Raw genomic sequence first — 22,355 nt, 5'->3', positions numbered from 1 at the left:
TGTTGTAGGCGCAAATCATGCCACATCCGCTTACGTGTAACGTTCAAAGATGACACGTCCTATTACAAGGCGCATCACGATGCTTCGTTATGATTTGCCCTCATCCCCAAGGAGCATTCATGACGTCGAAGACCATTCGTATGTTGCCCGACGGACACTTCATCGCCGGCACGCCGCGCCGCGCGCCCGATGGATCGTACGTGGGCGGAGAAGGCCCCATCACCCGCGCGCCCGACGGGACCTATGTGGCCGGCAAGCCCCAACGCGCGCCCGACGGCAGCTACAAGGGCGGCGGCGGGCCGGTGCGCATGGCGCCGGACGGCACCTTCGTGGCCGGCCCCGCGCGGCTCGCGCCGGATGGCACGTATCTATAAACCTGACTCTCGCGCACCATGTCCCAACGTTCCGTCATCCGCAAGGGCGATAAAACCTCGCACGGCGGCGTCGTCGTCACCGGCGACGAAACCGTCGTGATCTTTGGCCAACCGATGGCACGGGTCGGCGACCGCGTCACCTGCCCCAAATGCGGCGACAACCACACCATCGTGGAAGGCGTGCAGAACGTCGGCTCCGACCGCCTGACCGCCCTGGAAGGCATGCGCACATCCTGCGGCGCCACGCTCATCGCCAGCCAGAGTTTCTATCAGCTGGAATACGGTTGACCCCGCGCAGGACACCTCACCGGTCGCAGCGCTGCGGCACCTTGCGCGGCGCTTCCGTATAGCCCAGCGCCGTCACCCTGCGCAGCAGGTCGGCGTACACCGCGTCGTCCAGGCATGGCACCCTGGCCATGATCCAGACGTAGTCGCGCTTGGACCGGCCAATGATGGTGGTCTGGTATGACTCGTCCAGATAGGCGATCACGTACTCGGCCTTGATGGGCCAGATGAACTGCATGCCCCACACCGCGTTGCCGGTGCCGGGCCGCACCGTCGCCACGGGGTGCATGGTGTCGATGGGCGCATCGAAGCTGCCATCGCGATAGCGGAAATCCGTCTGCACCCGGCCGTCCGGCAACAGCCGGTAGCTTTCCACGGCGTCATAGGCGTTGCGCTCAGGCCAGCTGGGAATGTGCGCGATCACATACCAGTCGCCCATGAAACGGTCCAGGTCCACCTGCGCCACCGGCGGCATGGGCGGCGGCGACGCGCAGCCGGCCAAGAGGGCCGTCACGCCGATACACAGGGTTCGCAACATGATCGTTTCTCCTCAGGGCCGCGTGTATCGATAGTGCGCCACGCCCCATTGCTGTCCGTCGTCGTAGCCGAAGAGTTCGGCGCACGCCATCCAGAACATGCGCCAGCGCTGATGCCACAAGCCGGCCAAGGGTGCGCCGTAAGCCTGCGCCAACGCCGCCCGCGCGGGTTCCGCACGGGCGTCCTGGTTAGCCAGCCAGTGATTGGCGGTGCGGGCGTAATGCGTGCCGTCGAGAAACCAGCGTTCCTCAAGCGTCAGGTCTTGCTGGAAATGCAGCAGCGTATCGGCCGACGGCATGATGCCGCCCGTGAAGAAGTGCCGTCCCATCCAGTTGCCGGCCCCATCGGTCTCGAACGGATAGGCGCGCTCGCGGTGCGCGAAGATGTGCACGAAGAGCTTGCCGCCGGGCCGCAGCCACTGCGAGATGCGCGCCAGCAGGTCCTGGTAGTTGCGCATGTGCTCGAACATTTCCACCGAGACGCACCGGTCGAAGGCGGCGCCGGGCAGTGACAGGACATTGACGTCGCAGGTCACCACGCGCACGTGGTTCCAGCCGCGCGCGCGGCACTGCGCCTCGATGTGCTGGCGTTGCGTGGCCGAATTGGACACCGCGGTGATGCGCGCGTTGGGATACTGTTCGGCCATCCACAGCGTCAACGAGCCCCAGCCGCAACCCAGCTCCAGGATGTCCTGGCCGTCGGCCAGCCCGGCGCGCTCGCCATACAGGCGCAGCATCGCGTCTTCGGCCTGGTCCAGCGTTTCGCGGCCCGTCGGGTAATAGCAACTCGAATACTTCATGCGCGCGCCCAGGCACAGCTGGAAGAACGCAGTGGGCAACTCATAGTGCTGCGCGTTGGCGGCGTCGGTATGGATGGCGACGGCGCTGGCGCGCAGGCTGGCGATCAGCTGGCGGTCGCGTTCGGTCCAGGCCTCGATGCCGCCGGCGTATTCCTGCGCCAGGCGCTGGGCGCACAGGCGCCGCATGCCCAGGCGCAGGAGCGCATCGGGCAGCAGGCCTCGCTCGGCCAGGCCAAGCAGGCCTGGCGCCGGACGGTCGGAGGCCAAGGGAGAGTCGTTCAGGATGGCGGTCGTCATGGTATGCCTCGTCAGCGTTTCGGAAACCAGGGAAAGAACGCCGGCGTGCGGCGTTGATAGTCGCGATAGTCGTCGCCGCGCGTGCGCAGCGCCTGTTGCTCGGTGAACGGAATGCCGCTGATCCAGCGCAGGAACACAAACATCAGCACCGGCCCCAGCCACGACAGCCATGCCAGCGGAGAACCCCACGCCAGGGCGACGTAGCCGAACCAATGGCACCACTCGAAGAAGTAGTTCGGATGCCGCGAGTAGCGCCACAGGCCCCGCCTGCAAGTGTTGCCGCGATTCGCGGGGTTATCGCGGAAGCGGTCGAGCTGGCGGTCGGCGATCACCTCGCCCGACAGCGCGGCCAGCCAGATCAGCAGCCCCAGCGCCACGGGCCAGCCCTGCGCGGGACTGACGCCCACCGCGAGGAACGGCAGGCAGAACATCATCACCAGCCCGGCCTGGAACATGAAGAGGCCAAAGAACTTGCCCTGATGGCCGTCCCAGTGTTCGCGCAAGGCGCGATAGCGGCCGTCTTCGCCTTCGCGCACGCGGCGCCACAGGTGCCACGCCAGCCGCAGCGACCACACGCCCGCCATCACGGCAAGGGCCAGCCTCGCGGCACCGCTGCCCTCGCCGGTGGCCGCGATCAGCCAGGCCGAAGCGCCCATGCCCAGCGCCCACACCACGTCCACGATGCCCGCGTTGGCATGGCGGCGCTGCCAGCCCCAAGCCAGCGCCATGGCGGCGATCATCACGATCGCGATGGTGGACCATTGTTGCCAGATCGTCATGATGCCTCCCGGGTCCATCGCCTCGCTCCTGCCGTCAGCGCGGGCAACGCCAGCGCCCAGCCCGCCGCCAGCGCGGCGGTGGCGCGCCAGGCGGGCGGTTCAAATTGCACCGATTGCCAGCCGCGGGCGGCGCCCCAATAGGCGAGCGGCGCGCCCACCGCGCCGAACACGCAGGCCAGCCACGGCCGGGAACGCAGGTAAACGAGCGAGTGGTTCAGCGTCAGCGCAAAGGCGGCCCACAACGCCAGGATCCACAGCGGCGCGGGCCAGGCGTCGGCCGCGTACCGCGCCCATTCCAACGCGGACAGCGTGCCCTCCAGCACCAGGCCGCACAGCACGGCGGCGGCCGCCAGTCTGAAGTCGGCACGCGCCGTCGCCGAGACCGCCAGTTGCGCCGCGACGAACACCACGGCGGCGGCCACGCCCGGCCAGGCCAGCCCGCGGCCGGCGCCGATGACGGCGCTGAACCAGACGAGCTGGTAGCCGATCAGGTTGGCCCAGAAGCGCATCATGCATCCTCCCGCAGCCAGCGTTCGCCCTCGGGGCGCGCCTGCGGATGCGTCAGCAGCAGGTGCGCGACGCCGATGGAGCGCTCGCGAAAACCGCCTTCGCAGTACGCCAGGTAGAACTCCCACAAGCGGCAAAAGCGCGCATCGAAACCTTGCGCCCGCACCTCGGGCTGCCGCGCCAGGAAGCGCTCGCGCCAGGCTTGCAGCGTGCGCGCGTACGACAGGCCGAAGTCCTCCAGGTGCACCAGCGCCAGGTCGCAGGCGCGGGTCTTGGCGCGCAGCATCGCCTCGATGGACGGAATGAAGCTGCCCGGAAAGATGTGGCGCTTGATGAAATCCACCGAGCCCAGCGCCTGCTCGTAGCGGTGGTCTTCGATGGTGATGGCCTGGATCAGCGCGCGGCCATGCGGACTGAGCAGGCTGGCGACCTTGGCGAAATACGCTTCCAGGAAATTCGCGCCGACAGCCTCGATCATTTCCACCGACACCACCTTGTCGTACTGGCCCTGCAGGTCGCGATAGTCCCGCAGCACGACGCTGACGCGGTCCTGCAGCCCGGCGGCCCGCACCCGCTCGACCGCCAGGTCATGCTGCTCGCGCGACAGCGTGGCGGTGGTGACATGGCAGCCGTAATGACGGGCGGCGTGGATGGCCAGGCCGCCCCAGCCGCTGCCAATCTCGACCACGCGGTCCGACGGCTGCAACGCCAGCTTGCGGCAGATTGCGTCCAGCTTGCGATGGGACGCCGCCTCCAGCGTGTCGTCGCCGTCGGCCCACAGTGCCGACGAATACATCAGGTCGCCGGAAAGAAACAGCGAGAAAAACGGATTGCCCAGGTCGTAATGCGCGGCGATGTTGCGGCGGCTGCCCTCGCGGGTGTTGGCATTGCGCGCATGCCAGCGCCGAAGCGCCCAGCCGGCCAGCCGCGCCAGTCCCGACTCCATGGCGTCCAGCGTGTCGCGGTTGCGCACCAGCAGCCGCACCAGCCCGACCAGGTCGTCGCAGCGCCACAGGCCATCGCCATAGGCCTCGCCCGCGCCCACGCTGCCTTGCGCGGCCACCAGCCGGTAGAACCCCAGGTCGCTGACGGTCAGGCGCACCAGCGGCTCGCCGCGGCCCAGCGTGGCGCTGCCCAGGCAGTCCTCGATCAGCAGTTGACCGTGGTCCAGCGCCGCCAGGCTGGCGAACAGACGCTGGCGCAACAGGCGGTCGAGCGCCGTGGCGGGGCGGCTGGCCGCGATCGAGGCATGTTCCGAGGACGTCATGGGTTTCATTGCGGTTCTCCGTTGGGCGTGCGGGGATGGTCGTAGACGGGATTGCGCTTGAGCCACAGGCGCAGCGCCTGCCAATGGATCGCGCCGACGACCTGCAGCGTCATCAGCGGATAGCGCCACAGCACGCGCGCCAGCGCCGCGCCGTCCAGCGCGCGGCGCTGCAGGCTCAGGTGCGCGTCGAACTGCGTCACGCCTTCCCGGCTGACCTGCATATGCACACGCAGGTCGTCGGCGGGCAGGTTGAAGCGCCAGTCGTAGGCGCAGTCCATGGGCATGAAGGGCGACACGTGAAAGCGCTTGTCAAAGCGCCAGGCCAGCACGCCGCCCTCGCGCTCGGCGGCGGCGGCGGGCAGCACCACGCAATGGCGCTGCTTCCAAGGGGTATTGGTGATCTCCGCCACGATCGCCGCCAGCGTGCGGCCGTCGGCTTCAAAGCAGTAATAAAAGCTCACGGGGTTGAAGACGTAGCCGGCATAGCGCGGATGCGCGAGCAGGCGGATGGGCCCGGCCGGCACGTCGCCCAACTGCGTGCGCAGGCGCTGCCGCACCGCCTGCGCCAGCGGCAGGCCCTCGGCGGCGTCAAGATAATCGGCCCGGCGCCACTGCGCCAGATTGGGCCGCTCCACCGACCACAGCCAGCGGTCCTGGAACACCTGGCCGATCTCGTCCAGGTCCAGGTATAGCTGCGCCATGCGGTAGCCGAAGCCGTGCGCATGCGGGTGGTGGCGCCGGTGGGTGACCCGGCCTTCGTAGACGGCGCTTTGCAGGTTCATGCCGCCTCCCGCGCCCAGACCCCCGGCTGTTCCTGGATGCCGCGCACCACGTCCAGCGCGCTCGCCACCCCGTCTTCGTGAAAGCCCCATCCCCAATAGGCGCCCGCATACCAGCTGCGCCGCTGTCCCGAGATCTCGGCGCGGCGCGCCTGCGCGGCCACCGATTCGTGGGTGTACACAGGGTGGTGATAACGCATGCGCGCCAGCACCGCCGCGGGATCGATCGCATCGCTGCGGTTCAGCGTCACGATAAAGGGCCGCGGCGACGTGATGCCCTGCAGCAGATTCATGCAGTAGCTGACCGAACAAGGTGCCTCGGGGTCGGCCGGCACGTAGGCGTTCCAGGCGGCCCACGCCTTGCGCTGGCGCGGCAGGAGGCGCGCGTCGGTGTGCAGCACCACGTCGTTGTCCTGGTAGGTGATCGCGCCCAGAACCTCGCGTTCCTGCGGCGTCGGGTCGGCCAGCAGCGACAGCGCCTGGTCGCTGTGGCAGGCGAAGATCACTTCGTCGTGATGTTCCAGGCCCTCGCGCGTCGCCACCTGCACGCCGCCCGGCAGACGCCTGACGGCGCGCACGGCGCAGTTCAGCCGCTCGCGCACCGTCCACCGCTGGCGCATCGCGTCAATATAGGATCGCGACCCGCCCTGCACCACGCGCCATTGCGGACGGCCGCTGATGCGCAGCATCTGGTGGTTGGCCATGAACCGCACCAGGTAGCGCGCCGGAAATTCCAGGATGCGCGAGGCCGGCGACGACCACAGCGCCGAGGCCATCGGAATCAGGTGATCGGTGCGAAAGGCGTCGCCATAGCGGTGCTGCGCCAGGTATTCGCCCAGCGTGGGGCCTGGCTCCGGCGCGCGCAACAGCGCGGGCGACTCCCGGTAAAAGCGCATCAGGTCGCGCACCATGCCCAGGAAGCGTGGAGATACCAGGTTGCGCCGCTGGCAGAACAGCGTGTCCAGCGAGGTGGCGTTGTAGGCCAGGTCATTGGCCTCCTTGTGCACCGAAAAGCTCATGGTGGTGGGCTGCGACGCCACGCCCAGTTCCGTCAGCAACGCCGTGAAATGCGGGTAATTGAGCGGGTTATGGACGATGAATCCGCTATCAACCGCGTACTGTTGCCCGTCCTGTTCGACCGTGTGCGTATGCGTGTGCCCGCCCAGGTAGTCGTTGGCCTCGTACAGCGTGACCTCGTGATCGCGGCCCAGCTTCCAGGCGCAGACCAGTCCCGAGATGCCCGAACCGATGATGGCGATGCGCATGTTCACTCCTTGGCGGCGGCCAGCGCCCAGGCCGGTACGCCCTTCAAATCCCAGATGAGGCCGGCGGCGGCCAGCAGGCGCAGGCCGTACCAGGTGATGTCGATCTCGCGGGCGCGAAAGCCCTGGCGCGCCGAGCCCGGATAAAAGTGATGGTTGTTGTGCCAACCCTCGCCGAACGTCAGCAGCGCAAGCCAGGCGTTATTGCGGCTGTCGTCGGCGGTGTCGTAGCGCCGCCTGCCGTACCGGTGCGCCAGCGAATTGATGGTGACGGTGGCGTGAAACAGCGCCACGGTGGAAATGAAAAAGCCCCACACCAGCATCTGCGGCCCATCGGTGCCCAGGCCCGGCGCCACGCGCGCCAGCAGCGCGCCCAGCCCGTAGCACCCCAACGCCAGCGCCAGCGGCACCGCCGCGTCGAAGCGGTCGAGCCAGCGCAGTTCGGGGTAGCCGCGCAGGTCGGGCACCCGCGCCATGTCGGTGGCGAAGGCGCGGCGGGTCAGGAACCAGCCCATGTGGCTCCACCAGAAGCCATGGCGGCGCGGCGAATGCAGGTCCTGGGCGTCGTCGGCATGACGATGGTGATGACGATGGTGGGCCGCCCACCACAACGGTCCACGCTGCGCGCACGACGCCCCCAGCACGGCGAAGACCAATTGCATGCCGCGCGAGGTACGGAACGTGCGATGCGAGAAGTAGCGGTGGTAGAAGCCGGTCAGGGCGAACATGCGCACGGCATACAACGCCGCCGCAAGCGCCAGCGCGGCCGGGGACACGCCGGTCCACAGCACGCCCAGGCAGCCGGCGTGCAACAAGGCGAAAGGCAAGGCGCGGGTCCAGTCGATGCGATCGGGGTCGCCGCCTGGCGCATCCTGCGCCTGCGTATCGACCCAGCGTCGTATCGAGGCGGTCCAGCCGGTAAGAACGGAGCGCATCATGCTGTCCTGTGTGAAACGTGTGGGGATATACGGGCGCGGCGCGGCATCGGATGCATAGGTGGAAACCCTTATTCGCAACACGCGACCGACGGCGTTGCCATCGCCAGCGATCGCAGGGTCACTCTCCTTCGGCGGAGGGGCACGGACGGCTGACGAACGCGCTGACGTCGTCGAGCACGGGCGCACGCCAGCGCAGCGGCCGCGACAGCGCGCCCACCAGCAGCTTGTGACCCAGGTCGGGGTACTGCACCAGCCGCGCGCACGCTCCCGCCTCCCGCAAGGCGTCCGCCAGGCCGACGCTGTTGCGGCGCGGGTCGACCGTGGTGTCGGCGGCGCCCGTCAGCAGCAGGCCCGGCGGCGCGTGGCGGCTGACGTGATGGATGGGTTGGGAATCGGCGGGCGTGTCCGGATAGCCGAACACCGGCCGCACGCCGCGCGCCTCGATGGGCAGGAAGTCATAGGGGCCGGCCAGCCCGATCCAGCCGGCCAGCGACGCCGGGCTGGAACCGGCGGCGGCAAGCCAGCGCTTGTCCAGCGCCAGCATGGCCGCGATGTAGCCGCCGGCGCTGTGGCCGGCGACGAAGACACGCGCCGGGTCGCCGCCGTAGTCGCCGATATGGCGTTGGGTCCACGCCACCGCCAGGGCGGCGTCGCGCAAAAAAGCCGGAAAGCCGGCTTCGGGATAAAGACGGTAGTCGGCGACAACCGCCACCATGCCACGCGCCGCCAGCGCGTCGCCCACGAACCGGTAGTCGGCGCGTTCCCCGCTGCGCCAGCCGCCACCGTAGAAAAAAACCACCACGGGCGCCCCCGTGGCGTCCGTCGGCCGGTAGACGTCCAGGTGCTGACGCGGCAAGGTGCCGTAAGCCAGCCCCGCCGTGACGTCGCTGCCGTCCTCGGGCACCGCACCGTTTAGCAGCGTCAATGGCGAACAGGCGGCCAGCAGGCCCAGGGCCAGCGCGGCCACGGCCACGATGGCAAGCAGGCCACGCGGGCCAGCGGCAATCCAGGAAGACATGGGGCACTCCGCAACGGAACACCCTCTATACGCGGGCAGGCCCGGTTTGGATGCAGCTCAGATCTTGAGCACGTCGCCCTTCATGATGACCGGTCCGGTGGGCTTGCCCGAGGGCGAGCCGCCCGGCGGCTCCAGGGTGATGGCCAGGGTCTGCACCCCTTCCAGCCCTTGAGCGCGCGGCAGCGCCGTCTGGCCATCGGGCGCCACCACCCCGACGGATATCGGCGCCTGACCCGGGGGAATCACCCAGAGCTCCAGCGCCTTGCCGTCGGCGCGCGAGGCCAGATCCTGCAAGGTATGCACGTGCAGGCCGCCGCGCTCGTCGGCGCGCACCACCAGCATGGCCTGCGCCTCGGGGCTTTGCAGCACCGCCATCAATTGAGTGCGCGCGGCGCGGTCGACCTGCATTGGGTAGACCACCATGCCGGCCACCAGCATGGCCGCCAGCGCGCCGCTAAGCACGCGCCAGAACGTCAGGCCCTGCCAGCCGTGGCTGCCGCCGGGTTTCAGGCGCGCTTCGATGGCGCGCCACACGCGGCGCGGGGGAACCCGCGGCGGCAGCGACCATAACAGCGGATAGATATCGTTTTCCCAGTCGCGCACCTGGCGGCGCAGGTTGGCGTCGGCGGCCATCAGGCCCTCGAAACGGCGGCGCGCGCCACCGCGCATGGCGCCGGCCACGTAGTCGGCGGCAAGCCGCTCGCGCAGTTGAGGATTGCTGTAGTTCATGACAGGCACCTCTTGAGCCGGTCCATGCCGCGCCGCACCCAGCTCTTGATCGTGCCCAGCGGCGCCTGGAGGCGCCGGGCGATCTCGCTGTGGCTGAGGTCGTCGAAAAAGGACAGCGCAATGGCGGTGCGTTGCTGCCCCTCGAGCTGTTTCAGGCAGTCCGCCAGGCGCTGGCCGTCCTGGTCGCGTTGCAGCCGCTCGAACGGGCCGGGCGCGTCATCGGCCCAGGCCTGCGTCAACGCGCCGTCGGCGTCGGGGCGTTCCAGGTCCGGCCTGCGTAGCAGGTCGATGCAGCGGTTGCGCACGATGCGCGTCATCCAGGTCATGACTTGGCTCTGCTCCGAGGAATAGCGGGCGGCATTGCGCCAGATATTGATGAAGCTGTCCTGGAGGACTTCTTCCGCCCAGTCGCTTCGCCGCAATATACGTACGGCAAGCGCAAACAGATGCGGGGAGGTCTGACGATAGAGTTCCGCCAGCGCGGACTCCTGGCCGCGGGCGCACTCCTGTATCAAAGCCTGCAGACGTAGCGGGTCGGGCATGGCGGCTATCCGGGGTCACTGGCAATCAGGCCGCGCGGCGGTATACGGCGCTCGGGGGACGGATGTCTTGCAGCGGATGATACAGGCAAGTCCGGGGCGCGGGCGTGGTGGACACCGGCCCGCCGCAACGGCGCATGTGGCCCCTCAATCGAACACGTCGATCAGGATATCGGCGACCACGGCGGTTGCAACCGCGACCAGGACGAGATCCGATCCGGCCACCCTCCACTCATACCCGGGATAGGCGGGGAGCCGGGCCAACATCGGACCGGGGACCATTTTCTTCGCAATTCCGGGAGGCAGCGGCTTGCCACGGGCGAGGTTCTTGCGGACACCCGGCGGCAGCTGACCGTAGCCCGACAGGCCATACTCCTGCGCGTACGATCTGGCGGTGGAGACGGTTATGCCCGCATAACGCAGCGTGACGCTGGCATCGTTGGACTTGGAAGGCGCATCTCCGTGACCGGCGTTGCCCTTTCCGGAAGCATTTCCGTTGCTGCCCTGTCCGCGTCCCTTGCTCTGCCCTTGCCCCTGGCCAGCGTTATCGGGTTTGCCCTTTCCCTCTGGCGGCGCCGCCAATGCGCTGGCCGCGATAAACACACATGAGATGCCTGCAAGCAAGGCTTTTTTGGCACTACCCACCATGGCTGGCTCCCCTCAGTCGAAAGTTGGTGACCGATTCTAAGTCGGTTCAAGTCCAGGAGAGGGAACGGAACCTTGAAGGGCGAAGGCGCAGGCAAGCCAAACACTGCGATATTCGGCGCCAAGGAAGGTCCCAACGCTATGCAAGGTTCCTGACGGAATCCACGCAGCCTGATTCGGAGATATGGCGAAATAATTCCGCGCGCCGATGGACTGCACCCTCATGGTCATTGGCAAAGGCGGCAGGACATCTGGCGGCGCGGTAATGGCTTCCCACGGCACGAGCGCTTTCATATGTCGCCGATTCTATATAACTTGGCAGACTGTCGATAGATCGCCTTCGTAACTTTGAGTTGTAATGCCACCTCAACGTAACGCCATTGACCATAATGACAAAAAATAGCGCCGCTTCCGCGCATGACCGCCCCGCTGTTCTGCCCGAGGGTGTTCAACAAGGCAACATCTGGCGACTGACCGCAGCCCAAGCCCTGGCGGGCGCGAATTCGGTGGTCGTCTATGCAACGGGCTCCATCATCGGCAATACGCTTGCCCCGACGCCCATGCTCGCGACGCTGCCGATTTCCATCTTTGTGGTGGGCATGGCGACGTGCACGCTGCCCATGGGCGCCGTCGCCAGGCGCCACGGCAGGCGCGCGGCCTTTCTGCTGGGCACCGGCGCTGGCGTGCTCACCGGCCTGCTGGCGATGCTGGCGGTCTTGATCGGAAGCTTCTGGCTGTTCAGCCTGGCTACGTTCTTCGGCGGTGTCTATGCTGCGGTCGTCCTGTCGTTCCGCTTCGCCGCCGCGGACGGCGTGGAGCCCAAGCGACGGGCGCGCGCGCTATCCCTGGTCATGGCGGGCGGCGTCGCGGCCGGGATCGTCGGGCCACAGCTCGTCAACGGCACGATGAACCTATGGCCGCCGCACATGTTTGCCGCCACCTTTCTGGCGCAAGCGGCGGTTGCAGCAATTTCGGCGTTCATTCTTATCGGTGTCAGGTTGCCCGCCCCCACTGCCGCGGAGGTCGCAGGCGGGCGGCCGCTTTCCGAGATTGCGCTGCAGCCGCGCTTCATCGCCGCAGTGATCGCCGGCGCCGTCTCCTACATGCTCATGAACTTCCTCATGACGGCCGCACCGCTGGCAATGCACCTCTGCGGCCACTCGCAGGAGTCCGCCAACCTCGGACTGCAGTGGCATGTCATTGCCATGTACGCGCCAAGCTTTTTCACCGGCAGACTGATATCGCGCTTTGGTGCGGGACGGGTCGCGACCATGGGCCTGATGTTGATTGGGGTCGCGGCCGCGGTGGGCCTGGGCGGTATCGATGTCGCGCACTTCTGGTGGTCACTGGTCCTGCTCGGCGTGGGATGGAACTTCGGGTTTCTGGGCGCGTCCGCGCTGGTGCTGGAATGCCATCGTCCCGAGGAGAGAACGCGTGTCCAGTCCCTGAACGACTTCATCGTCTTCGGCTTGATGGCGATCGGCTCGTTCTCGTCCGGGGGCCTGCTGTCGGCGTTCGGTTGGAACACCGTGCTGTGGGTGTCATTCATTCCGCTGGCGCTGTCCGTCGCCGCCCTTGGCGTTGCCATGCGTAGAAAGCGCGCTGAAATGAGCCGAAGCGGGGCTTGAGCCATTCAGCGCGGCCTCCCCGATATCAAGGCGTGCCGTTACTATCCCCCTTTTCGCCGGTCTGACCTGCAAGGGCTGCCGGCGCCTTGCGTCCAACCTCTACCGTTCGATCCCCCTTATGGCGCCACGCGTTGCAATCATCGAGACCATGGACGACACGCAGCTTGGGCTGCTGTTGAGCGCGCTGCAAAGCGCCCATGCCGAAATCACCTGGTTCCGCGCGCACCGCGATGGACTGGGCGACATCTGCCTGGACGACTTCGATGCGTTGATCGTGCCGGGCGGCTGGCCAAGCGCGCGAGACGACGAACTTCACCCCTACCTGCCCAAACTGGTGGCGCTGATGCGCAAGTTTGGCGATGCCGGCAAATCCGTGCTGGGCATCTGCCTCGGGGCGCAGGTGCTGGCCCGCGCTTACGGGGCCGACAACCTGCTCGGGGTGGCCCGGGAGTTTTCCTGGACGCCGCTTACCGTGACGGAAGATGGGCGCAAGGACCCGTTGTTTGCCGAGTTGCATCCGGGTTTCGTCAGCTTTCAATGGCATGTGGACACCTACACGCTGCCGGATTCCGCCGCGCTGCTTGCCGAGAGCCGCCTGGTCAAGAATCAATGCTTTCGCGTGGGCCGCGCCGCGTATGGCATGCAGTTTCACTTCGAAGCCAGCGGCGATGTGGTACAGCGCTGGACCCGCAGCAACAAGGAACGCGTCGATCGCATCGCGCCCGGCTGGCTTGAATCCCAGGCCGATGCCGACCGCGCCCTGCACGCGGACGACGCCGATGCGGCGGGCGCCCGGATCGCACGCGCCTTCGTCCAGACGATTCAGCGTCCTGACAACCTGCGCTGATCGGGGCAACCCCAGCGACCAAGGGCCACCATGCGGCGAGAACTCCAGACTTTCATGGCCGTTGTGCGTTACGGCACATTCGCCAATGCGGCGGCTCACATCGGTCTGACGCAGTCCGCCGTCAGCGCGCAGATCCAGCGCCTGGAAGAAGAACTGGGCTATCCGCTCTTTGACCGCACGGGACGTTCGGCAAACCTGAACAGCAATGGCCGCGAAGCCTTGGCCATTGCCGAAGAGGTGATGGCCGTCTACGCCAAGTTCGGCAAGAACGTAAGCAGCCCCAAGACCGGCCTGATCCGGGTCGGCTCCATCGCGTCGGCGCAAACAACGTTTTTGACCGATGCCCTGACCGAGTTCTGGCGCATCAACCCCGGCTATCGCATCCGGCTGGTCCCGGGCCTGTCGCTGAACCTGCTGGGACAGGTCGACTCGGGCGAAGTGGACATTGCGGTGATGATCAAGCCCCCCTTCGCCCTACCCGCCGACTTGCGCTGGCGCGTGCTGTTCAGCGAGCCGTTCGTGCTGCTGGCCCCCCGCAAGCACGGGCAGCGCGAGTGGCTCGATCTGCTGGAAAACGAGCCCTTCATTCGGTACGACCGCGGTTCCTTCGGCGGCAGACTCGTCGATCAGTTCCTGCGGCACTCGCGCATCACGCCGAAGGAAGCCATTGAACTGGACGAGCTGCAGGCCATCGCGCAACTCGTGCGCAAGGGCGTGGGCGTTGCGCTGCTTCCGCTAAGCAAAGCGCTTTCGCTGCCACGGGGAGTCGTCGTCAAGACGCTGGGCGACGCTACCTTCTTTCGCGAGATCGGACTGGTTGAACGTCCTTCCGACATCCGCCAGCCCGTGGCCGCGCTGCTCGCGCAACGCATCGTGGAAGCGGCCGAACGGTTCAGCCGCTGAAGGGGCAGGGGCATCTGCGCTGAGGTGGCGGCGTTGAATCCGGACGATGGCCAAACCCTGCAAAATCTTGTGACAGCTTTGAATGACTTTGTAGCCCGTTGGGAAATCGAAGGGAATATCATCCGTCCCCTTCACAATCACCCCCAACAGGAAACAAAGATGTTTATGCCGCGCCCCTTGCGCATGTCCGCAGTTCTGATCTTCACGCTGGCGCTTGCCGCGTGCGGCGACGATAGCGCCAAACAGGAAGCCAAGGCGCCCGAGGCGACCACCGCTCAGGCAGAGATCATCAAGTACAACCTGTACGTCGATACCGCGAACAGCCTCTCCACGACGTTCGCGCAGGCGCTGGACCGCTACGAGACCCATGCCGTCCCGGCCCTCAAGAGCGGCAAGCCGCTCAAGGACTTTGTCATCAGCAACGACACGGCAATCCTGCGCACCAAAGAAAAACTCGACCGCGCGCTGGCAATGCCGACGCCCATCGCCGAAATCGACGCACCGGCCAAGGCGTTCTCGGACGCGCTGGGCAAGCTGGCGCCGCTGAGCACCGAACTGCAAAACTATTCGGCAGCCAAGACCTTCCTGTCGGACAACGGCGCGCTGGCCCGCGAGAAAAGCCCGGCCTATGTCGCCGCGCTGACGGACGTCGCAAAAGCCGAAAACATTTTCTACCGCGGCATCTCGATCAAGGACACCGCGAACACCAAGGAAGCCTTCGAAAAGGCCAAGAAAGACACGGTCGCCTACTACCGCGCCGGCATGGTGTATTACGGCAAGGCCACGATGGACAAGGCCTCGGGCGTGTTCGACGGCCAGGGGCTGGGCGCCGACCAGGAAGCGTTCAAGCAGCAGTTGGACAAGATGAACGAAATGGCGCTGGGCTTTGACAAGAAAACGCGCGAAGCCGACCCCAAGGGCTGCAGCGGCATGATGATGAACGTCAACAGCTTCCTCGCCTCCGGCCGCCAGATTCTTGAGCACACCAACAACGGCCGCTACAAGGAAGACGCCGCCCGCACCGGCGCGTTCAAGATGATGCGCCCGACGATCGAAAACGACGCCAACAGCCTGCGCCAGGATTTCAACAACCTGATTTCAGACTTGAATACCGGGCGCTGCTGATCGCTAGTCCGGGCGCCGGGTCGGCCGTGTTGGGCGATCCGGACTTGATCGCCGCCAAAGCAAGCAGGTCGGCACCTATTACGGCCCGTCCGCCACCTGGGAGGCCGCGGACGGCTCCAAGCTGACCGGCACGCTGGCGCTACGGCCAGCGCAAACGCCAGGTCCCGTGCAGTACATGGTGGTGCTGGTAGCGCCCCAATCGCAGACGCCAGGCTGGGTGGTGCAGGCCAGCGCGGGTCAACGCGAGGTGCAACTGGTGCCGATTGCGGCCATGCAGGTGCCGGCCGACCGCGCGCTGGAATTCTGGACCAAGGCGGACGGCTGGGCCGGCCCGGTGTCGCTGGGCCTGATCAAACCCGGCGAGCCGGTGCGCATCCCCCTGGACAAGCTGCCCCCGCTGGAGGCGAACCAGTTGTTTGAACTGACGCTGGAACCGCCCAATGGCTCGCCCACCGGCAAGCCGACCGGTCCGATCCAGTTCATCGGCCGGGCGGTAAAGGTGATGTAGCCAAGGGGTCCTAGTCGATCTTGGCGCCAGAGTGCGCCACGATCGGCTCCCATTTGAGCCGGGCCTCCTGGATCCGGCTGCCGAACTCAGCGGGCGTGGACGTAAGCGGCGTGGCGCCAATGTTCAGGATCTTTTCTATCGTCGCCGGCTCCTGCGAGATCTCGGTGATGGCCTTGGAGAGCGTCGCCAACGTCTGCGCCGGCAGGCCTTTGGGCGCTGCCACGCCGAACCACACTTCCACGTCATAGCCCGGCACGCCCGCCTCGGCCATGGTCGGCACGTCCGGCAGCAGCGGCGAGCGCTTGGCGCTGGTCACGGCCAACGCTCGCAGGCTGCCGGCCTTCACGTGCGGCAACGAGCCGGGCAGATTGTCAAACATCAACTGGATCTGATCGGCCAACAAGTCCGCCATCGCGGGGCCGCTTCCTTTGTACGGCACATGCGTGAAGGACGTGCCCGTCATCGACTGGAAGAGTTCACCCGACAGATGGTTGGTCGTACCGTTGCCAGCCGAGCCCATGTTCAGACTGGCCGGCTTGCTCTTGGCGTAGGCCGCAAGCTCTTGCACTGTCTTGGCCTGCACCTTGGGATTGACGACCAGGATGTTGGGCACACTGGCAAATTGCGCGATCGGCGTGAAGTCCTTCTCCGGGTCGAACGGCAGCTTCTTGTAGAGGGAAGGATTGATCCCCAACGTGCCCTCGGTGGCGAACAACAGCGTGTATCCGTCGGCGGGCGCTTTGGCGACCAGGTCCGTGCCAATGTTGCCGCCCGCGCCCGGACGGTTGTCGGCCACCACTTGCTGGCCAAGCTTCTCCGACAGGCGCGCCGCCAGCACGCGGCCCAGGTTGTCGGTGCTGCCGCCCACGGCGAATGGAATGATCAGCCGAATCGGCTTTGTCGGATAGGCATCCGCAATCGCAGCAGAAGAAAATGCCAGCGCCGAGGCGGCGGCAATCGTGATGGCAAGCTTCATGGTGGAACCCCTTGTGTAATAAGAATAGGAAAGCCGTAATCCCGACTCGGCCTTAGTCCAGCGGCGCCATCGCCAGCACCGCGATCTCTTTCTTCAACGTGGACCTTGCCGCGGCAATCGCCTCGCGCCGGGATGCCGCCAGGGACCGGGAGCCAGCCAGCGCGCGGCGCAGGTCTTCAATACGCTTTGTCACTTGCGCAGGCGCGGGGCCGCCATAGGCGGAACGGGCCTGCACGCTCGCCTGCGGATCCAGACAACGTTGAACGGTTGCCGCATCAAGATGGATGTCGCGTCCGGTCTGTTCCGACGCCGCGGCGTTCACCATCTCGACGGTAATCTCATCGGCACACAGCTTGGCTTCAATGGCTTGGTACACCACGGCGCCCACCGCGTGATGCGCTTCCCGGAACGACAGCCCCGATTCACGCACCAGCGCATCCGCCAGATCGGTCGCCGTGGAAAAGTCGGTCTTCGCTCTGCGCAGCATGGTCTGTTCGACGGGCTCTGCGGCGTCCAGCACCAGCCGGAAAAGCGCCAGGCAGCGAACGCACTCGTCGGCCGATTCCCAGAAGCTGCGCATGCTCTCCCTGTTGCCATCGCCGCTATGCGTGAAGTGCGTGCCCTTCACCGCGGTCATCGACGCGGTGAACAGGGCGATCAGGTGGCTGGTTTTACCTTTCAGATACTCGACCACCACCGGGTTTTTCTTCTGCGGCATGATGCTGGACGTGCCGGCCACGCGATCGGGAAAATTGATGAGCCCGAACTCAGGGGTGGCCCACACATAGAAGTCCTGCGCGATTCTTCCCCAGGTCAACGAGGCGATGGTCATCGCCGACATCAGTTCCCAGGCAAAATCCCGCGATGCCACGGCATCCAGTGAGTTGTCGACGCAGCGGTCAAAGCCCAGCAGACGCGCCGTCTCTTCGCGCTGGATGGGAAACGTTGTTCCCGCCAGCGCGCCCGCGCCCAGCGGACATGCATCGATATGCGCCAACGCCTGTTCGATGCGGGCCGCATCGCGGGCGAGGGCATCGGCCGCGGCGGCCAAATAGTGGCCGTAGGTGATGGGTTGCGCGGATTGCAGATGGGTGTAGCCGGGCATGACCACGCCGGCATACTGCTCGGCGCGGGATATCGCTACCTCTCGCACTGCATTGAGCGCGTCAAGCACGTTCAAACCGGCGTCGCGCGCCCGCAACCGGTCATGCGTGGCAAGGATGTCATTGCGGCTGCGCGCCACATGCAGGCGGCCGCCCACTTCCGATCCCGCCAAGCCCATGAGGTGGGCTTCGTAATTGAAGTACGCGTCTTCCCGCTGCGGGTCCAGCGGCACCGCAGCGGCGCCATCACGCTCCATTCGCTGCAGCGCGCGGGCAAGACTGATGGCCGGCTCTCGCGGCATCAGGCCTGCCCGCAACAGCATCAGCAGATGCGCTTGATTGATATCCGACAGGTAGTCAAAGCCACTACCGAACTCGCGATTCAACCGCGGCAGATATATGTGGTCGCAGACTTCCTGCGCGGTGGCTTGCTGCAATCTGCGACTGACCTTCGATTCCATGATCTTCCTGCTCCTGTTGCCCGTGCAAGGCGCCCGATCCGATGTATGGCTGGAGTATGAAAATCGACCGGCATTACGTCAAATGACAGTATTCGGCTTACGCATGCAGTTTTGATATGCTGCGACTCACATACGGGGGATTCACGAATGAAGTTCAAGCACATCGAGACGTTTCGCGTGGTGATGCTGACGCGTTCCATGACGCTGGCTGCGGGTGAGCTCCACACCTCGCAGTCCAATATCAGCCGGGTCATCGGGCAACTGGAAACGGCTACCGGATTTCGATTGTTTGAACGCCGGCCGGGCGGACTGATTCCCACGCCGGAAGCCGAAGCGTTCTACCGGGAAGTGCAACGCGCATTTCTTGGCATGGATGCGTTGGCCGATGCTGCGCGCCTGATTCGGCAAGTGGGCCCCGGCACGCTGCGTATCGGCGCCGTGCCTTCCATCGCCATGAGCGTCATGCCGGAAGTGATGCGCAAGTTCCGGCAACACTACCCCGACGTGCCGGTCTCGATTCACACGGGCGACTCGCCCACCGTCGCCAAGTGGACCGCAACGCGCTATTGCGACGTGGGCCTGGTCTCATATCTGGCCGATACGCCCGGGGTCGCCGTGAATCTCTGGGCGGAGGATGAAGGGGTGTGCATCGTTCCCAATGGGCATCGCCTCGCGCGCAAGCGACGGGTAAATGCCGGCGACCTTGATGATGAACCGTTTGTCTCGCTTACCCAGGGCGACGGCACGCGTGCCGCGATCGATGCCGCATTTGCGCCCGATCGCCGCAAGCTCATCCTGGATACGCCCTACGCGGCCACGATCTGCCGCATGGTGGCGATGGGGCTTGGGGTAAGCGTGGTCAATCCGCTTGTGATGCGAACCTTGAAGATTCCCGGCGTCACCAGCTTGCCGTTTTCGCCGACGATCGTGTTCTCGCGCTATATCCTTGCCGCGCAGCAACAGGCCGAGTCAAGTTTGACGGCCGCATTTCTGGGGTGCCTGCGCGAGGTATAACGCGAGGAACGCCAATCACGCCAGCTTCTTGCCGTTGCGCGAAGCCGCCGCATCCTTTGCGGCGATCTGCAGCGGCTCCGGCAATGCCTTGAGGCTTTCCCTGAAAAAGCGTCGTTGGCCGGGACCCAACCCTTGGACGATGTGCGCCAGCCGCTCCACCGCCGCAAACACCTCACGACTCAGCCCCTTGCTGTGCGTGCGAAACCACACAAATTCAAGCAGCAGGTTGGCCACCTGATGAGCCCCATAGAAAACCCGGCCCGCATCATTTTCCTCAAGCGTAAACGCCGCGACATTCGACCAGTCCGCGTAGCCCTTGGCACGCGAAAAGGCGGCTTCAAACGGCTTGACCGCCTCCAGCATTTTTTCTACCGGAAGGGGCGATTGCGATTGAAAGCGCTTTACGTCCCCGCTCCTGTCGTCGCAACCGCCACGCGCGATGCGGAGCACGAATACCGTATTCCAGGCAGAACTGCCGCCCACGCCGAAGCGGTCGCATATCCATTCCGACAGCCCCAGCCAGCGTAGCGACGTTCCTTGTACCGAATGAACGTCCTGGTCGTTGATGACAGCCAGCAATCGCTGCTGCCAGAACAGCCACAACGTCCATCCGATGTTTGCCGCCACATCCTGAGCCGCCTCGACAGAGTCCGCCTCGTAAGCGGCCTGCAGCGCTTCCGACAAGGCGCTAATCGCCTTCTCCGCCTCGTTCATTCTCAAAACTCGATCCGCGCTTTTGTCTTCAAGCGCGCTGCCTTTGTGCAGCAGCGCACGCAGATTCAGATACTCAAATCGTACGCGGGGGTTATAGCGAATGACCGGCGCCAGAAACTGGTCTGCCGCCAGACGGTCCAGCCCGGCATGGGATTGCCTGATATCCCCGCGCGCATAGCTATTCCAGGCTGTGGCAACCGACGCCATTGCCGCCAAGGTCGGCATGGATGGACCGACGGCTTCCGACTGGAGAATCTTTCCCAGCCTGTTTAACGCCGCCTCGCTACGCCTTACGTTACCGTGACGACGCCATGCCAGACTCTCCTTCAGTATGGCCAACGCTCGCTGAAAGTCGTCCAGCGCCGTACGGTCGGCGGCCCGATAACTCGCCGCCCAATTCATACCCGTTGTCGCCATGCCATCTCGCGCCAGCCGCATGGCCTGGGTAAGGTGATTCCAGTAATCCCCCTCCTGGGTCACATATTGCAGCAGATCTGCGCGCGGGGGCACCTGCCCGCTCAATCCGAGAAAGTTCGCCACGAGGTCCAGGCTTGCCGGCGCCGCACCATGACGGCACAGCACCCTGTCTGCCTGCGCTTGCGTCATCCAGAAGGGTCCCTGGCTGCGCCGTGACGCATTGAGCAGCGCAGGCGGCAGGTCAATGGCGCTTCCCCACCCCACCTCCACGCCCCACGCCGCGAAATCCCGAAATGCGCGGGAAACAAACATGCGCAAGTTGGCGTTCCCCGGGTATCGGGCCTGCAATGACGACCCGGGCACAGCCCCCTCACCCGTCTGCTGCGCGTACCAGACCCTTAGCAGCAGCCAAACCGACTGATACCGCGCAGGCTTGCCGTCCACAAGCAGTGGACGGTCCAAATCGATTTGGATGTTCTGAGTCATGCCGCCATGTTACAGGCGTTACGGCACCTTGATTGGCGCTCATGGACCCCACGCATATTCTGGCGGCCGCATGCATCCCGCATGACAATCACGGAGATAACATGAATTCGAAATTTCGTCGGTTTGCCAAAGCCGCCTTTCCGCTGCTGATGACGTTGCTCGCGTCCGCCGACGCGCACGCCGAATTACCGCAGGTCGATATCGGCGCGAGATTCCGTGAGGAACAAGTTGAGGGCACGTTCGTCCTGCTTGACGGACAGACCGGCGCATTTCAGCGCTACGACGAGGCCAGGGCCGACAAGCGGTATCTGCCCGCATCCACCTACAAGATTCCCAACTCGCTTATCGCGCTGGAAACAGGCGTCGCGAAAGGCAAGGACTTCGAAATCGAGTGGGACAGCAAGCGCAACCCTCGCCAGCCATGGTGGCCGGCGGCATGGGCGCAAAACCATACGCTTGAATCGGCGCTTCAAAACTCCGCCGTCTGGTATTACCAGGAAATCGCCAGACGCATCGGCGCCGAACGAATGCAGGCTTATGTCGACCGGTTCAACTACGGAAATCGAGACATTTCTGGTGGCATCGATCAATTCTGGCTAACCGGTGGGCTCAGAATCTCCGCGAACGAGCAGGTGGAATTCCTGCGCCGGTTCTATGTCAATCAATTCGGCCTGTCCGAGCGGACGGTGCAGATGACCAAGGACATCCTCGTCCTGGAAGAGACGCCTGACTACCGTCTGAGCGGCAAAACGGGTTGGGCCGGACTTGGCGAACCTGGTGCGCAGCAGACGGGATGGCTGGTGGGCTACCTGGAGCGGGAGGGCAAAGTTTTCTATTTCGCGCTTAACGTGGACGTCAAGAAAAAACAGGATGCCGCTGCGCGCATGAAGATCGTGCGCGCTGTGTTTGGGGATCTGGGGTTGATGGACTCGGCCGCTCCCAAGTGATTTCCGCGGCCCGCCGAATCTGAGAGGTTTGGCGTTTTCAGATAGGGAGCTTCGGGCACGGATCACCAGTTTATCCCTCGGAGTTGCCCTCGCGTCATTCGGGCCGAATGCGGACGGTAATCAACGGCCGCATCCGGCTATGACCGGACGGTACCGATGCATGCATGTACCCATCGCGCATGGAGCAAAAGTCATCTAAATGTTACAATTAATGTCTTTGTAATTTAGTTGGCTTTACAGAAGCAATATGCAGCCCGAACTGAAAGAACTATCACCGCTGGCCAATCTGATTGTCGATCGCGCGATCGATAACCCCAATCGGAAGCTGATCGGCGGCTTCCGAAACAAAGACAATTCGCGCCCCGGCGCAAACTCCACCAAACCGGGTCGCGTAGCCAAGGATGCGCTAAACGCGACTTCGGCCCAAAGCGTCATGGACGTGGCCAATCGCGGCGTCGCCTGGCGGGAAAT

The 22,355-nt window shown here is 65.2% G+C and carries 24 protein-coding genes and 1 pseudogene; 10 read left to right on the top strand and 15 right to left on the bottom strand.

Annotation, left to right across the window (positions count from 1 at the left end):
* The first annotated feature begins 119 nt into the window (after positions 1-119).
* Both KVT32_RS20240 and KVT32_RS20235 read left to right on the top strand, forming a co-directional pair.
* Positions 120-374, top strand: a complete 255-nt coding sequence (locus tag KVT32_RS20240) for a hypothetical protein (RefSeq protein ID WP_063952630.1) — start codon at positions 120-122, stop codon at positions 372-374.
* Positions 375-392: 18 nt separating this feature from the next.
* Positions 393-662: a PAAR domain-containing protein gene (locus KVT32_RS20235; RefSeq protein ID WP_056325685.1), complete on the top strand. Its 270-nt coding sequence runs from the start codon at positions 393-395 to the stop codon at positions 660-662.
* Positions 663-678: 16 nt separating this feature from the next.
* Here KVT32_RS20235 and KVT32_RS20230 read toward each other — a convergent pair whose 3' ends face one another.
* From KVT32_RS20230 to KVT32_RS20175, 12 genes are all read right to left on the bottom strand, one after another.
* Positions 679-1,197 carry a lipocalin family protein gene (locus tag KVT32_RS20230; protein WP_056325683.1) on the bottom strand — a complete coding sequence of 173 codons (519 nt, stop codon included), beginning with the start codon at positions 1,195-1,197 and terminating at the stop codon, positions 679-681.
* A 12-nt stretch (positions 1,198-1,209) separates the two neighbouring features.
* Entirely contained in the window at positions 1,210-2,292 is a 1,083-nt protein-coding gene (locus KVT32_RS20225; RefSeq protein ID WP_152382534.1) for a cyclopropane-fatty-acyl-phospholipid synthase family protein, read from the bottom strand.
* Between the two features lie 11 nt (positions 2,293-2,303).
* Positions 2,304-3,071, bottom strand: a complete 768-nt coding sequence (locus KVT32_RS20220) for a DUF1295 domain-containing protein (RefSeq protein ID WP_152382535.1) — start codon at positions 3,069-3,071, stop codon at positions 2,304-2,306.
* Positions 3,068-3,583 (bottom strand): DUF2878 domain-containing protein, encoded by a 516-nt coding sequence (locus tag KVT32_RS20215; protein WP_227741301.1) that lies wholly within the window; start codon positions 3,581-3,583, stop codon positions 3,068-3,070. The genes KVT32_RS20220 and KVT32_RS20215 overlap by 4 nt, the downstream gene beginning before the upstream one ends.
* Positions 3,580-4,854: a cyclopropane-fatty-acyl-phospholipid synthase family protein gene (locus tag KVT32_RS20210; RefSeq protein WP_152382536.1), complete on the bottom strand. Its 1,275-nt coding sequence runs from the start codon at positions 4,852-4,854 to the stop codon at positions 3,580-3,582. The genes KVT32_RS20215 and KVT32_RS20210 overlap by 4 nt, the downstream gene beginning before the upstream one ends.
* Positions 4,851-5,627, bottom strand: coding sequence for a DUF1365 domain-containing protein (locus tag KVT32_RS20205; protein ID WP_152382537.1), 777 nt, complete (start codon positions 5,625-5,627; stop codon positions 4,851-4,853). The genes KVT32_RS20210 and KVT32_RS20205 overlap by 4 nt, the downstream gene beginning before the upstream one ends.
* Positions 5,624-6,889 (bottom strand): NAD(P)/FAD-dependent oxidoreductase, encoded by a 1,266-nt coding sequence (locus KVT32_RS20200; RefSeq protein ID WP_152382538.1) that lies wholly within the window; start codon positions 6,887-6,889, stop codon positions 5,624-5,626. The genes KVT32_RS20205 and KVT32_RS20200 overlap by 4 nt, the downstream gene beginning before the upstream one ends.
* 2 nt (positions 6,890-6,891) lie before the next feature.
* The gene (locus KVT32_RS20195; RefSeq protein ID WP_056325670.1) at positions 6,892-7,824 is read right to left on the bottom strand and encodes an acyl-CoA desaturase; all 933 of its coding nucleotides are present in this window, start codon (positions 7,822-7,824) and stop codon (positions 6,892-6,894) included.
* A 118-nt stretch (positions 7,825-7,942) separates the two neighbouring features.
* Positions 7,943-8,842 carry an alpha/beta hydrolase gene (locus KVT32_RS20190; protein WP_152382539.1) on the bottom strand — a complete coding sequence of 300 codons (900 nt, stop codon included), beginning with the start codon at positions 8,840-8,842 and terminating at the stop codon, positions 7,943-7,945.
* Positions 8,843-8,899: 57 nt separating this feature from the next.
* Positions 8,900-9,571, bottom strand: coding sequence for an anti-sigma factor domain-containing protein (locus KVT32_RS20185; protein ID WP_152382540.1), 672 nt, complete (start codon positions 9,569-9,571; stop codon positions 8,900-8,902).
* Positions 9,568-10,113: an RNA polymerase sigma factor gene (locus KVT32_RS20180; protein ID WP_056325661.1), complete on the bottom strand. Its 546-nt coding sequence runs from the start codon at positions 10,111-10,113 to the stop codon at positions 9,568-9,570. The genes KVT32_RS20185 and KVT32_RS20180 overlap by 4 nt, the downstream gene beginning before the upstream one ends.
* Positions 10,114-10,257: 144 nt before the next feature.
* Positions 10,258-10,758, bottom strand: coding sequence for an anti-virulence regulator CigR family protein (locus KVT32_RS20175; RefSeq protein WP_152382541.1), 501 nt, complete (start codon positions 10,756-10,758; stop codon positions 10,258-10,260).
* Between the two features lie 386 nt (positions 10,759-11,144).
* On the opposite strand from KVT32_RS20175, the gene KVT32_RS20170 reads away from it, so the two are divergent.
* The 5 genes and pseudogenes from KVT32_RS20170 to KVT32_RS20150 all read left to right on the top strand — a co-directional run.
* Positions 11,145-12,383: an MFS transporter gene (locus KVT32_RS20170; protein WP_217618806.1), complete on the top strand. Its 1,239-nt coding sequence runs from the start codon at positions 11,145-11,147 to the stop codon at positions 12,381-12,383.
* Positions 12,384-12,501: 118 nt separating this feature from the next.
* Entirely contained in the window at positions 12,502-13,230 is a 729-nt protein-coding gene (locus KVT32_RS20165; RefSeq protein ID WP_175155280.1) for a type 1 glutamine amidotransferase, read from the top strand.
* Positions 13,231-13,260: 30 nt separating this feature from the next.
* A complete protein-coding gene (locus KVT32_RS20160; protein ID WP_152382544.1) occupies positions 13,261-14,133 on the top strand; it encodes a LysR family transcriptional regulator in 873 nt (290 codons plus the stop codon).
* A gap of 159 nt (positions 14,134-14,292) precedes the next feature.
* Positions 14,293-15,258 (top strand): DUF3829 domain-containing protein, encoded by a 966-nt coding sequence (locus KVT32_RS20155; RefSeq protein WP_217618781.1) that lies wholly within the window; start codon positions 14,293-14,295, stop codon positions 15,256-15,258.
* A 121-nt stretch (positions 15,259-15,379) separates the two neighbouring features.
* Positions 15,380-15,766: pseudogene (locus tag KVT32_RS20150) on the top strand (anti-sigma factor domain-containing protein); the annotation flags it as partial.
* Between the two features lie 10 nt (positions 15,767-15,776).
* Here KVT32_RS20150 and KVT32_RS20145 read toward each other — a convergent pair.
* Together KVT32_RS20145 and argH are read right to left on the bottom strand one after the other, a co-directional pair.
* Positions 15,777-16,742 carry a tripartite tricarboxylate transporter substrate binding protein gene (locus KVT32_RS20145; RefSeq protein WP_152382549.1) on the bottom strand — a complete coding sequence of 322 codons (966 nt, stop codon included), beginning with the start codon at positions 16,740-16,742 and terminating at the stop codon, positions 15,777-15,779.
* A 52-nt stretch (positions 16,743-16,794) separates the two neighbouring features.
* Positions 16,795-18,306: an argininosuccinate lyase gene (argH, locus tag KVT32_RS20140; protein WP_152382550.1), complete on the bottom strand. Its 1,512-nt coding sequence runs from the start codon at positions 18,304-18,306 to the stop codon at positions 16,795-16,797.
* Positions 18,307-18,453: 147 nt separating this feature from the next.
* Here argH and KVT32_RS20135 point away from each other — a divergent pair, with 147 nt between their 5' ends.
* On the top strand, positions 18,454-19,320 hold the full coding sequence (locus KVT32_RS20135; RefSeq protein ID WP_152382551.1) for a LysR family transcriptional regulator: 867 nt from the start codon (positions 18,454-18,456) through the stop codon (positions 19,318-19,320).
* A 15-nt stretch (positions 19,321-19,335) separates the two neighbouring features.
* Here the strand turns inward: KVT32_RS20135 and KVT32_RS20130 are convergent, their stop codons facing one another.
* Positions 19,336-20,937, bottom strand: a complete 1,602-nt coding sequence (locus KVT32_RS20130) for a hypothetical protein (protein WP_152382552.1) — start codon at positions 20,935-20,937, stop codon at positions 19,336-19,338.
* 101 nt (positions 20,938-21,038) lie between these two features.
* On the opposite strand from KVT32_RS20130, the gene blaOXA reads away from it, so the two are divergent.
* Both blaOXA and KVT32_RS20120 read left to right on the top strand, forming a co-directional pair.
* Entirely contained in the window at positions 21,039-21,884 is an 846-nt protein-coding gene (blaOXA, locus tag KVT32_RS20125; RefSeq protein ID WP_217618780.1) for a class D beta-lactamase, read from the top strand.
* Between the two features lie 247 nt (positions 21,885-22,131).
* On the top strand, positions 22,132-22,355 hold a 224-nt coding region (locus KVT32_RS20120), incomplete at its 3' end, for a hypothetical protein (protein WP_217618779.1).

The organism is Achromobacter sp. GbtcB20 (assembly GCF_019091095.1).
Lineage (GTDB): Bacteria > Pseudomonadota > Gammaproteobacteria > Burkholderiales > Burkholderiaceae_B > Achromobacter > Achromobacter mucicolens.
The sequence above is the reverse complement of the archived record's forward strand: the minus strand, read 5'-3'. Positions and strand labels throughout refer to the sequence as shown.